Source organism: Clostridium sp. (assembly GCF_029258205.1).
Lineage (GTDB): Bacteria > Bacillota > Clostridia > Clostridiales > Clostridiaceae > Sarcina.
Window position 1 is genome coordinate 1 of sequence record NZ_JARHZJ010000073.1, and the last position, 11,338, is coordinate 11,338.

Consider the following 11,338-nt stretch of genomic DNA (forward strand, 5'->3'; position numbering starts at 1 on the left):
GATGCACTAAGAAAGGAGGAATATAACATGTTAATGCCTAAAAGAGTTAAACATCGTAAGGTACAACGTGGTAGAATGAAAGGTAAGGCAACTAGAGGAAACTTTCTAGCTTACGGAGATTTCGGAATCCAAGCTACAACTTGTGGATGGATCACTAGTAACCAAATAGAAGCTGCGAGAATAGCTATCAATAGATATATAAGAAGAGGCGGAAAGCTTTGGATAAAAATATTCCCAGATAAACCTGTAACTGAGAAACCAGCTGAAACAAGAATGGGTTCAGGTAAAGGTTCAGTTGAATACTGGGTAGCAGTAGTTAAACCAGGTAGAGTTTTATTCGAGTTATCTGGAGTTGATGAAGAGAAAGCAAGAGAAGCTATGAGACTTGCTTCACACAAACTTCCTGTAAAGACTAAGTTCGTTACAAGAAAAGATTTTGAGGAAATGGGTGGTGAAGAATAATGAAAGCTAGAGAGTTAAAAGAACTAAGAACAAGCAATCCTCAAGATTTAATAAAGAAATTAGGAGACCTTAAAGCTGAGTTATTCAATTTAAGATTCCAATTAGCTACAGGTCAATTAGAAAACCCAATGAGAATCAGAGAAGTAAAAAAATCAATAGCTCAAATCAAAACAATCATAAGAGAAGAAGAGTTAAAGATTGAGCAGTAATCCTGAAAGGAGGTAACCGCTGTGGAAAGAAATTTAAGAAAAAAGAGATTAGGTAGAGTTGTTTCTGATAAAATGGATAAGACTATCGTTGTTGCCGTTGAAACAAAGGTTAGACATCCACTATACGGAAAAACTGTTAACAGAACAACTAAGTTCAAAGCTCATGATGAAAATAATGAGGCTAGATTCGGAGATAGAGTTCTTATAATGGAAACTAGACCATTATCAAAAGATAAGAGATGGAGACTTGTTGAGATAGTAGAGAAAGCAAAATAGTTTTCTAAAGTCTGAAAGGAGGTTAATTTCATGATACAACAACAAACCTTACTAAAGGTTGCTGATAACTCAGGTGCAAAAGAAATAATGTGCATAAGAGTTTTAGGCGGATCTAAAAGAAAATTCGGAAATATCGGAGATGTAATAGTTGCTAGCGTTAAAAGTGCAACACCAGGCGGAGTTGTTAAAAAAGGCGAAGTAGTTAAAGCAGTTATTGTAAGATCAGTAAGAGGACTAAGAAGAGCTGACGGTTCATACATCAAATTTGATGAAAATGCAGCTGTAATAATAAAAGATGATAAGCAACCAAAAGGAACTCGTATCTTTGGACCAGTTGCAAGAGAGCTAAGAGATAATGAGTTCAATAAAATCTTATCATTAGCACCAGAAGTTCTATAATAAACGATTAGGAGGTGGCTAAGATGAAGGTACATGTTAGAAAGAACGACACAGTAGTAGTTATATCAGGTAAAGATAAAGGAAAAACTGGTGAAGTTTTAAGAGTAATTCCTAAGACTGGTAAAGTAGTAGTTAAAGGAGTTAACTTAGTTAAAAAGCATCAAAAACCTAATAGACAAAATATGCAAGGTGGAATAATAGAAATGGAAGCTGCAATAAATAGCTCAAAAGTTATGTTATTCTGTGAAAAATGCAAAAAGGCTACAAGAATAAGCCATAAGTTATTAGAAGACGGTGCAAAAGTAAGAGTATGTAAGAAGTGTGGAGAAACATTCTAAAATTTGAAAGGAGGTACTTTACGTGAATAGACTTCAAGAAAGATATGAAAAAGAAGTAGTTCCAGCTATGATGGAAAAGTTCGGATATAAAAATATAATGCAAGTTCCTAAAATAGAAAAAGTTGTTATAAACATGGGAGTAGGAGAAGCTAAAGACAATCCTAAGGTTCTAGAATCAGCTGTTAGTGATTTACAAATAATCGCTGGACAAAAGCCTGTATTAACAAGAGCTAAAAAGTCAGTTGCTAACTTTAAAATAAGAGAGAACATGGCTTTAGGATGTAAAGTTACTTTAAGAAAGACTAATATGTACGAATTCGTAGATAAATTAGTTTCAATAGCTTTACCAAGAGTAAGAGACTTTAGAGGAGTTTCAGCTAAAGCATTTGATGGAAGAGGAAACTACTCATTAGGAATTAAGGAACAATTAATATTCCCAGAAATCGAGTATGATAAAGTAGATAAAGTAAGAGGAATGGATATAATCTTCGTTACTAGTGCTAACACAGACGAAGAGGCAAGAGAATTATTAAGATTCCTTGGAATGCCATTCGCTCAATAATAAGGAGGGGATACGCATGGCTCGTAAGGCAATGATCGAAAAATGGAAAAAAGAACCTAAATACAAAACTAGAGCGTATACTAGATGTAGATTATGTGGAAGACCACATTCTGTATTAAAGAAATTCGGAATTTGCCGTATCTGCTTCAGAGAATTAGCTTACAAAGGTGAAATTCCTGGATGTAGAAAGGCAAGCTGGTAATATAACTAGTAGAATGAAAGGAGGCACAATATAATGGTTATGACAGATCCTATCGCAGACTTACTAACTCGTGTGAGAAACGCGAATTCAGTAAGACACGAAGTTGTTGAAGTACCTTCTTCAAGTGTTAAGAAGGCTATCGTAAATATATTATTACAAGAAGGTTATCTTAAAGGAGTAGAGGAGTACAACGATGGTGTAGTTCCTATGATGAGATTAACTTTAAAGTACGGAGCAAACAATGAAAGAGTTATAACTGGTTTAAAGAGAATATCAAAACCAGGTTTAAGAGTTTATTGCAAGAAAGATGAAGTTCCTAGAGTATTAAACGGATTAGGAATCGCTTTAATATCAACTTCAAAAGGATTAGTAGTTGACAGAGAAGCTAGAAAATTAGGATTAGGCGGAGAAGTTATCTGCTACGTTTGGTAATTTTTTAGAATGAGAAAATAACATAGATTTAAATAGATTGAAGCAAAGAGATAATTTAAAAAAATATAAGGACCAAATTCACAGGAGGTGCGCATTATGTCAAGAGTAGGTAAAATGCCTATAGCTATCCCTGCTGGAGTAACTGTTACTGTAACACCAGAGAACGTTGTTACAGTAAAAGGCCCTAAGGGTGAGTTAGTTAAAGCTATGCACAAGGACATTAATATAGCTGTAGAAGATGCTCAAGTAGTTGTTACTAGACCAAGTGACGTTAAAGAACACAGAGCACTTCACGGATTAACTAGAGCTTTACTTAACAACATGGTTGTTGGAGTAAGTCAAGGTTTCTCAAAAACTTTAGAGTTAAACGGAGTTGGATACAGAGCTCAATTACAAGGAAAGAAACTTGTTATGAACTTAGGATATTCACATCCAGTAGAAGTTGAAGCAGTTGATGGAGTAGACTTCAAATTAGACGGAACAACTAAAGTTATCGTTGAAGGTATCGATAAAGAGAAAGTTGGAGCAGTTGCTGCTAACATCAGATCATGGAGAAAACCTGAACCATATAAAGGTAAAGGAATCAAGTATTCTGATGAAGTTATAAGAAGAAAAGAAGGTAAAACTGGTAAATAATAAATACTAATATAGAAAGGAGTGAACCTTATGTTCAAAAAGGCAGACAGAAAAGAAGCAAGAGAAAGACGTCACCTAAGAGTTCGTAAGAAGGTATTCGGAACTCCAGAAAGACCAAGATTATCTGTATATAGAAGTGAAAAGAACATATATGCTCAAATAATAGACGACGTTAATGCTGTTACTTTAGTAGCTGCTTCAAGCTTAGATAAAGCTATCGAAGTTAAAGGAAGCAACAAAGAAGCTGCTAAATTAGTTGGAGAATTAGTTGCTAAAAGAGCTATAGAAAAAGGAATAAATGATGTAGTATTCGACAGAGGTGGATACGTATATCATGGAAGAGTTGAGGCTTTAGCTAGCGGAGCAAGAGAAGCCGGATTAAAATTCTAATCTACAAGGAGGGGAAATACATGAGAATCGATCCTAGCACACTAGACCTTAAAGAAAAGGTTGTTAGTATAAGCAGAGTTACTAAGGTTGTTAAGGGTGGTAGAAACTTCAGATTCAGTGCGTTAGTAGTTGTTGGAGACGAGAACGGACACGTTGGTGTTGGAACTGGTAAATCTATCGAAATCCCTGAAGCAATAAGAAAAGGAATAGAAGATGCTAAGAAAAACTTAGTAGAAGTTTCAATAGTTGGAACTACTGTTCCTCATGAAATACACGGAAAATTCGGTACAGGAGATGTACTTATAATGCCAGCTACTGAAGGTACAGGAGTTATAGCTGGAGGTCCTGCAAGATCAGTTCTTGAATTAGCAGGATTAAAGGATGTTAGAGCTAAATCATTAGGTTCAAACAATCCAAGAAACATGGTAAAAGCAACTATCAATGGATTAGCTAACTTAAGAACAGCTGAAGATATAGCTAAATTAAGAGGAAAATCTGTTGAAGAGATAATAGGTTAGGAGGGATAGCGATGCTAAAGGTAACATTAGTTAAAAGCTTAATTGGTAGAAAGAAAGACCATATCGCTACTGCACATGCCCTTGGACTTAGAAAAATAGGTAAAACAGTAGAGCATGAGGGAACTCCTCAAATAAAAGGTATGATAAACAAAATAAGTTATCTACTAAAAGTTGAAGAAGCATAATTAAATAGAGCGTTAGAGGAGGTGTAATAACATATGAAACTTCATGAATTAAGACCAGCAGCTGGTAGTAAATCAGCTCCAAAAAGAGTTGGTAGAGGTACTGGTTCAGGATTAGGAAGAAATGCCGGAAAAGGTGAAAAAGGTCAAAATGCTAGATCAGGTGGTGGAGTTAGACCTGGATTCGAAGGTGGTCAAATGCCATTATACAGAAGACTTCCTAAAAGAGGATTCACTAACCCATTTACAAAACATTTTGTAACAATCAATGTTGATAGATTAAACATATTCGATAATGGAACAGAAGTTACTCCAGAATTACTATTAGAAAGAAGAGTAGTAAGTAAACTAATGGACGGAGTTAAGATTTTAGGAAATGGAAACATAGAAAAGAACTTAACTATCACAGGTTGCAAGTTATCAAAGCAAGCAGCTGAAAAAATAGTTGCAGCTGGAGGAAAAGTTGAGGTGAAATAATCGTGCTATCAACCCTACGTAATGCCTGGAAGGTTCAAGATTTAAGAAAAAAAATAATTTGGACTGTATTCTTAATAGCAATTTTCAGGATGGGAAGTTATATTCCTGTTCCTGGAATTGATACAGATAGTCTAAAAGCTTTAACACAATCAGGAAGTTTAGTAAGCTTCTATGATTTAATTTCTGGTGGTTCTTTTAGTAGATTTAGTATATTCGCTTTAGGTGTTGTACCATACATTAATGCTTCAATCATTATGCAACTTTTAACAGTTGCAGTTCCTAAATTAGAACAATTGTCTAAAGAGGGAGATGATGGAAGAAAGAAAATCCAAAAGATAACTAGATATGCTTCAATTGTTATTGGGGCAATCACTGCTTATGGAAGTTATGTTATAATTAACAATGTTGGTGCACTTAAAAGTAATTCTCCAGTTAGTATGTTTTTAATATTACTAACATTAGTAGTTGGATCTACTTTCTTAATGTGGTTAGGAGATCAAATTACAGTTAAAGGAGTAGGAAATGGTACTTCTTTGATAATATTTGCAAATATATTATCAAGCTTACCAATGACTGGTTATCAAATATATAACTTAAGTAAGATAGGTAAAATAAATATTGTGGAAGTAGCATTATTTATTTTCTTTACATTAGCTTTATTAGCTTGTGTAGTTTACTTATCACTAGCTGAAAGAAGGATTACTGTACAATATGCAGGTAAAGCCGTAGGTAATAAAATGATGAAGGGACAATCAACTCATATTCCATTAAGTATTATTGGAACAACTGTTATAGCAATAATATTTGCTATGTCTGTTATGAGTTTCCCAACAACTATAGCTCAATTCTTCCCAGAAGCTGGATGGTCACAATGGATTATAGGATCTTCTTACAGTCCTTTTAATGCAAAGACTTGGATGTATCCAGTATTATATGCATTATTGACTATATTCTTTACTTGGTTCTATACTGAAATAACATTTAAGCCAGATGAAATGGCTGAGAATATGCATAAATCATCAGGTTTCATTCCTGGAATAAGACCTGGAAAACCAACAGAGATTTATTTAGAGAAAGTATTAAATAGAATTTCAATGTTTGGTGGATGTTTTGCTGCTATTATAGCAGTAGTTCCTATTTTAGTTGCAAACTATACTCCTTTTCAAGGAATACAGTTTGGAGGAACATCACTGTTAATTCTGGTTTCTGTTTCATTAGAAGTAATGAGACAATTAGAATCTCAATTAACAATGAGACATTACCAAGGATTCTTAAAATAGAAATACAAGTTATGGAGATGATGCCCGTGAAGATAGTTTTATTAGGTCCTCCTGGAGCAGGAAAAGGAACACAGGCAAAATCAATTAGTAATAGATATTCAATTCCTCATATATCTACAGGAGATATTTTTAGAAAAAATATTTCTGAGAACACTCCTTTAGGTATTGAGGCTAAATCATACATGGATAATGGACAGTTAGTTCCAGATGAAGTAACTATAAACATGGTAAAAGATAGACTTCAACAAGATGATTGTAAAAATGGATATTTATTAGATGGTTTCCCAAGAACAGTTCACCAAGCAGAAGCTTTAGATAATTTCTTAATTGAAAGGGAAGAGTCAATAGACACAGCTCTTTTAATAGAAGTACCTAAAGAATTCATACTTGAAAGAATGACAGGAAGAAGAGTTTGTCCTTCATGTGGAGCAAGTTATCACATAAAGTTTAATCCACCAGCTAATGATGGAAAATGTGATCTTTGTGGATCAGATGTTATTCAAAGAAAAGATGACACTGAAGAAACAGTTAAGGAAAGACTTGATGTGTACGAAAATCAAACACAACCATTAATTGATTTTTATAAAAACAAAAAGCAACTTTCAGTAGTAGATGGAACACAAGCAATAAACGAGGTCTTTGAGAGTATCTGTAAAATATTAGGGAGCGACAAGTAATGATAATTCTTAAGAATGAGAATGAAATCGACCTAATGAGAAAAGCGGGAAAGATTCTTGGAGAAACACTTAACCTGCTTAAGGAGAAAGTAAGATCTGGTATTACTACTACGGAATTAGATAGAATAGCTGAAGAGTTTATAACTAAGCATGGAGCTACACCATCCTTCAAAGGATTGTATGGTTTCCCAGCTTCATTATGTATATCTGTTAATAATCAAGTAATTCATGGTTTCCCAGGAAGTTATGAATTAAAGGATGGAGACATTGTTTCTATTGATTGTGGAGTTTGTCTAAATGGATTTCACAGTGATGCTGCTAGAACTTTTGGTGTAGGTAATATATCAGAAGAAGCAGAAAAGCTTATTAGAATTACTGAAGAGTCTTTTTTTAAAGGCATAGAGAAGGCGTATGTAGACAATAGATTAACGGATATTTCTAATGAGATACAGCAATATGTTGAAGCCAATGGATTTTCTGTTGTTAGAGACTTTGTAGGACATGGAATTGGCCGAAAAGTCCATGAAGATCCTGAAGTTCCTAATTTCGGTAGACCAGGCAGAGGTCCAAAGTTAATGGCAGGAATGGTATTAGCTATTGAACCGATGGTAAACATGGGATCATATAGAGTTAAGACTTTAGATGATGGCTGGACAGTAGTAACAGCAGATGGGAAACTTTCTGCACACTATGAAAACACAGTTGCAATTTTACCTAATGGTCCTGAAATATTAACACTTGTAAAATAGTTTTAATATATATTGCTTAGTTATAAATTAACATTTGCCTATAAGGAATTTGTAGTTTATGACTAAGGTAATCTTTGAGGTGAATAAGTTGCAAAAAACTGATTTAATCGGTAGATTAGTTACTTCAAATGCTGGAAGAGATGCAGGAAAATCATATATTGTGATTGGATTGGTAGATGATGATCTACTATTGACAAATGGAGCAACTAAGACTATTGAAATGCCAAAAAAGAAAAAAATAAAACATGTAGTGCTTACAGAGATATTGGATGATGAGTTAAAATCATGTATAATATCAAAAGATAAGAATATAAATCTTAAAATAAAAAGATTTTTAAAGCTTAGTAGCACTAACAAGGAGGTTTGATTACCTTATGTCAAAAAGTGATATAATTGAAATGCAAGGTACAGTTTTAGAAGCTTTACCAAATGCAATGTTTGAAGTTGAATTAGAGAGTGGGCATAAAATATTAGCTCATATCTCAGGAAAGTTAAGAATGAACTTCATAAGAATTTTACCAGGAGATAAGGTTACTGTGGAACTTTCACCATATGATCTTACAAGAGGTAGAATTACATGGAGAGCAAAATAAGGAGGGTTAGCGATGAAAGTAAGACCATCAGTTAAGCCTATTTGCGAAAAGTGCAAAGTTATAAGAAGAAAAGGAAGAGTAATGGTAATCTGTGAAAATCCTAAGCACAAACAAAAACAAGGCTAATAGGTAAATAAAACATAATAAAAAGGTCAATTGGGAGCGAATTCTTATTGACTTTTATTTAAAAGTAAAATATGATTATATAGGCATTTAAATAATAGCAAATAAATTTTAGGTGCGGCTGTGATGGGTAAAATCATCAACCTAAAATTTTAAATATAAATAATAGAGCAATTGAATTACTTATTTAATGTAAATCAATTTCGTATTTTAATTACCAGGAGGTGTAACATTAATGGCAAGAATAGCAGGTATCGACCTACCAAGAGAAAAAAGAGTTGAAATAGGTCTAACTTATATATATGGTATAGGATTACCTACATCACAAAAAATTCTTGAAGTAACTGGAGTTAATCCTGATACAAGAGTTAAGGATCTTACTGAGGATGAAGTAAACTTAATAAGAAACTACATTAAAGATTTAACAGTTGAAGGTGACTTAAGAAGAGAAGTTGCTTTAAATATAAAGAGATTAGTTGAGATTGGTTCATATAGAGGAATCAGACATAGAAAAGGTCTTCCACTTAGAGGACAAAAAACTAAGACTAATGCTAGAACTAGAAAAGGTCCTAAGAAGACAATAGCTAATAAGAAGAAATAGTTAAGGAGGGAAGACAATGGCAGCTCAAAAAGTTAAAAAAACTAGAAGAAGAAAAGAAAGAAAAAATGTTGAGCATGGTGCAGCACACATCCAATCAACATTCAATAACTCAATAGTTACTTTAACTGATGCAAAAGGAAATGCATTAGCATGGGCAAGTGCTGGTGGACTTGGATTCAAAGGTTCAAGAAAGAGCACACCATTTGCAGCTCAAATGGCAGCTGAGACAGCAGCTAAAGCAGCTATGGAACACGGATTAAAAAGCGTTGAGGTTTACGTAAAAGGACCAGGTGCTGGAAGAGAAGCAGCTATAAGAAGCTTACAAGCAGCTGGATTAGAAGTTACTTTAATAAAAGATGTAACTCCAATCCCACACAATGGATGTAGACCACCAAAAAGAAGAAGAGTTTAGTAACGTCACGGGAGGTGTAATGAATGGCAAGATATACTGGAGCTACATGTAAGTTATGTAGAAGAGAAGGTATGAAATTATTCCTAAAAGGGGATAGATGTTATACAGATAAATGTGCTTTCGTTAGAAGAAGTTATGCACCAGGACAACATGGAGCAAGCAGAAAGAAATTATCTAACTACGGAACACAATTAAGAGAGAAGCAAAAAGCTAAGAGAATATACGGAGTTCTTGAAGGTCAGTTCAGAAACACATATGAGAGAGCTGAAAAAATGAGAGGAATCGCCGGTGAAAACTTACTTAAATTATTAGAAATGAGATTAGATAACGTTGTTTACAGATTAGGATATGGTGCTTCAAGAGCAGAAGCTAGACAATTAGTAAATCACGGTCATTTCTTAGTAAATGGTAAAAAAGTTGATATAGCATCATTCAAAGTATCAGTTAACGATGTTATAACAGTTTCTGAAAAGAGCAGAGGATCAGAAAGATTTAAAATGTTTGCTGAAAATCCAAAAGCTTTACCAAAATGGTTAGAAGCTAACGTTGAAAACTTTGAAGGTAAAGTTATTGCTGAGCCTGCAAGAGAAGATATCGACGTACCAGTTAACGAGACTTTAATCGTCGAGTTATACAGCAAATAATAATTATTGATCTTAAGAGTACTTTTACAATTGGATCAGTTGCCCTCATAAGGTTGCCATTTTAATATTAAGGAGGGTTTTTAAATGTTAGAAATAGAAAAGCCAGTAATTCAATGTGTTGAATCAAACGATAACGGAACATATGGTAAGTTTGAGATAGAACCATTAGAAAGAGGTTATGGAATAACTCTTGGTAATGCATTAAGAAGAATATTACTTTCTTCTTTACCTGGAGTGGCTCCAACTTCAGTTAAAATAGATTCAGTTCTTCATGAGTTTTCAACAATAACAGGTGTTAAAGAAGATGTTACAGAGATAATCTTAAATCTTAAAATGTTAGCACTTACTATGGAAGGTGAAGGACCAAAAACTATTTATATTGATGCTCAAGGACCAGGTGTTGTTACTGGAGCAGATATAAAAACAGATGGTGATGTAGAAGTTGTAAACAAAGATTTACATATTGCTACATTAGACAACGGTGGTAAGTTATATATGGAAATCGTAGTTAACAGAGGAAGAGGATATGTTACTCAAAACAAAAATAAAACAGAAGATCTTCCATTATCAGCTATTGCTATAGATTCTATATATACTCCTGTAAAGAGAGTTAATTTCTCTGTTCAGAATACAAGAGTTGGTCAAATTACTGACTATGATAAACTTACATTAGAAATTTGGACTAATGGAACTATAAGAATAGAAGAAGCTATTTCATTATCAGCTAAAATTCTTATAGAGCACTTTAAATTATTCATGACTTTAACTGACAACGCTAATGATGTTGAGATAATGATTGAAAAAGAAGAAGATAAAAAAGAAAAAGCTTTAGAGATGACTATAGAAGAACTTGACTTATCAGTAAGATCATACAATTGCTTAAAGAGAGCAGGTATAAATACTGTTCAAGAGCTTGCGGGCAAGAGCATGGATGATATGATGAAAGTTAGAAACTTAGGTAAGAAATCTCTAGAAGAAGTAGAAAGAAAGTTAAACGAGTTAGGCTTAAATTTAAGACTAAATGACGAGTAGGTGAGGAGGTAAAGCCATGGCAGGATATCGTAAGTTAGGTCGTCCTACTGATCAAAGAAAAGCTATGCTTAGAAATCTTGTTACAAGCTTCTTAAAGCATGGTAAAATAGAAACTACTGAAACAAGAGCTAAGGAAACTAGAAG

General features: G+C 33.8%; 24 protein-coding genes. All 24 read left to right on the forward strand.

Translation table 11 applies throughout. The features are described 5' to 3' along the window. Window positions 1-27 precede the first annotated feature (27 nt). Window positions 28-462, forward strand: a complete 435-nt coding sequence (gene rplP, locus Q1J60_RS09180) for a 50S ribosomal protein L16 (protein WP_300375406.1) — start codon at window positions 28-30, stop codon at window positions 460-462. Continuing rightward, a complete protein-coding gene (gene rpmC, locus Q1J60_RS09185; RefSeq protein ID WP_003454396.1) occupies window positions 462-671 on the forward strand; it encodes a 50S ribosomal protein L29 in 210 nt (69 codons plus the stop codon). The genes rplP and rpmC overlap by 1 nt, the downstream gene beginning before the upstream one ends. 21 nt (window positions 672-692) lie before the next feature. Further along, complete coding sequence (gene rpsQ, locus Q1J60_RS09190) at window positions 693-947, forward strand: 30S ribosomal protein S17 (RefSeq protein ID WP_003454312.1); 255 nt, start codon at window positions 693-695, stop codon at window positions 945-947. Window positions 948-977: 30 nt separating this feature from the next. After that, window positions 978-1,346 (forward strand): 50S ribosomal protein L14, encoded by a 369-nt coding sequence (rplN, locus tag Q1J60_RS09195; protein WP_300375373.1) that lies wholly within the window; start codon window positions 978-980, stop codon window positions 1,344-1,346. A gap of 23 nt (window positions 1,347-1,369) precedes the next feature. Continuing rightward, complete coding sequence (gene rplX, locus Q1J60_RS09200) at window positions 1,370-1,684, forward strand: 50S ribosomal protein L24 (RefSeq protein WP_003454257.1); 315 nt, start codon at window positions 1,370-1,372, stop codon at window positions 1,682-1,684. 22 nt (window positions 1,685-1,706) lie between these two features. Then, window positions 1,707-2,246, forward strand: coding sequence for a 50S ribosomal protein L5 (gene rplE, locus Q1J60_RS09205; RefSeq protein ID WP_003454431.1), 540 nt, complete (start codon window positions 1,707-1,709; stop codon window positions 2,244-2,246). 16 nt (window positions 2,247-2,262) lie between these two features. Continuing rightward, window positions 2,263-2,448: a type Z 30S ribosomal protein S14 gene (locus Q1J60_RS09210; protein WP_003470274.1), complete on the forward strand. Its 186-nt coding sequence runs from the start codon at window positions 2,263-2,265 to the stop codon at window positions 2,446-2,448. 33 nt (window positions 2,449-2,481) lie between these two features. Further along, window positions 2,482-2,880 (forward strand): 30S ribosomal protein S8, encoded by a 399-nt coding sequence (rpsH, locus tag Q1J60_RS09215; RefSeq protein WP_003454446.1) that lies wholly within the window; start codon window positions 2,482-2,484, stop codon window positions 2,878-2,880. Window positions 2,881-2,976: 96 nt separating this feature from the next. Next, entirely contained in the window at window positions 2,977-3,516 is a 540-nt protein-coding gene (rplF, locus tag Q1J60_RS09220; RefSeq protein WP_003454268.1) for a 50S ribosomal protein L6, read from the forward strand. A gap of 30 nt (window positions 3,517-3,546) precedes the next feature. Then, on the forward strand, window positions 3,547-3,906 hold the full coding sequence (gene rplR / locus Q1J60_RS09225) for a 50S ribosomal protein L18 (protein ID WP_003454424.1): 360 nt from the start codon (window positions 3,547-3,549) through the stop codon (window positions 3,904-3,906). A 20-nt stretch (window positions 3,907-3,926) separates the two neighbouring features. Then, entirely contained in the window at window positions 3,927-4,424 is a 498-nt protein-coding gene (gene rpsE / locus Q1J60_RS09230) for a 30S ribosomal protein S5 (RefSeq protein ID WP_003454272.1), read from the forward strand. A gap of 5 nt (window positions 4,425-4,429) precedes the next feature. Further along, entirely contained in the window at window positions 4,430-4,609 is a 180-nt protein-coding gene (gene rpmD, locus Q1J60_RS09235) for a 50S ribosomal protein L30 (protein ID WP_034824315.1), read from the forward strand. Between the two features lie 33 nt (window positions 4,610-4,642). Further along, entirely contained in the window at window positions 4,643-5,083 is a 441-nt protein-coding gene (rplO, locus tag Q1J60_RS09240; protein WP_300375380.1) for a 50S ribosomal protein L15, read from the forward strand. A gap of 2 nt (window positions 5,084-5,085) precedes the next feature. Then, window positions 5,086-6,363, forward strand: coding sequence for a preprotein translocase subunit SecY (gene secY, locus Q1J60_RS09245; protein WP_300375383.1), 1,278 nt, complete (start codon window positions 5,086-5,088; stop codon window positions 6,361-6,363). A gap of 26 nt (window positions 6,364-6,389) precedes the next feature. Further along, window positions 6,390-7,040, forward strand: a complete 651-nt coding sequence (locus tag Q1J60_RS09250; protein WP_300375386.1) for an adenylate kinase — start codon at window positions 6,390-6,392, stop codon at window positions 7,038-7,040. Further along, window positions 7,040-7,789, forward strand: a complete 750-nt coding sequence (map, locus tag Q1J60_RS09255) for a type I methionyl aminopeptidase (RefSeq protein WP_300375389.1) — start codon at window positions 7,040-7,042, stop codon at window positions 7,787-7,789. The genes Q1J60_RS09250 and map overlap by 1 nt, the downstream gene beginning before the upstream one ends. A gap of 88 nt (window positions 7,790-7,877) precedes the next feature. After that, window positions 7,878-8,156: a KOW domain-containing RNA-binding protein gene (locus tag Q1J60_RS09260; RefSeq protein WP_300346727.1), complete on the forward strand. Its 279-nt coding sequence runs from the start codon at window positions 7,878-7,880 to the stop codon at window positions 8,154-8,156. Between the two features lie 7 nt (window positions 8,157-8,163). After that, window positions 8,164-8,382: a translation initiation factor IF-1 gene (infA, locus tag Q1J60_RS09265; protein WP_003454491.1), complete on the forward strand. Its 219-nt coding sequence runs from the start codon at window positions 8,164-8,166 to the stop codon at window positions 8,380-8,382. Window positions 8,383-8,394: 12 nt separating this feature from the next. Then, window positions 8,395-8,508, forward strand: a complete 114-nt coding sequence (rpmJ, locus tag Q1J60_RS09270) for a 50S ribosomal protein L36 (protein ID WP_039312872.1) — start codon at window positions 8,395-8,397, stop codon at window positions 8,506-8,508. A 232-nt stretch (window positions 8,509-8,740) separates the two neighbouring features. Continuing rightward, the gene (gene rpsM / locus Q1J60_RS09275; protein ID WP_300375395.1) at window positions 8,741-9,106 is read left to right on the forward strand and encodes a 30S ribosomal protein S13; all 366 of its coding nucleotides are present in this window, start codon (window positions 8,741-8,743) and stop codon (window positions 9,104-9,106) included. Between the two features lie 16 nt (window positions 9,107-9,122). Continuing rightward, complete coding sequence (rpsK, locus tag Q1J60_RS09280; protein ID WP_003454436.1) at window positions 9,123-9,518, forward strand: 30S ribosomal protein S11; 396 nt, start codon at window positions 9,123-9,125, stop codon at window positions 9,516-9,518. Window positions 9,519-9,541: 23 nt separating this feature from the next. Beyond that, complete coding sequence (gene rpsD / locus Q1J60_RS09285) at window positions 9,542-10,162, forward strand: 30S ribosomal protein S4 (protein ID WP_300375400.1); 621 nt, start codon at window positions 9,542-9,544, stop codon at window positions 10,160-10,162. Window positions 10,163-10,246: 84 nt separating this feature from the next. Then, on the forward strand, window positions 10,247-11,194 hold the full coding sequence (locus tag Q1J60_RS09290; protein ID WP_300375403.1) for a DNA-directed RNA polymerase subunit alpha: 948 nt from the start codon (window positions 10,247-10,249) through the stop codon (window positions 11,192-11,194). A gap of 16 nt (window positions 11,195-11,210) precedes the next feature. Next, window positions 11,211-11,338 (forward strand): L17 family ribosomal protein (locus tag Q1J60_RS09295; RefSeq protein WP_300346724.1); only part of this gene is annotated, 128 nt, incomplete at its 3' end.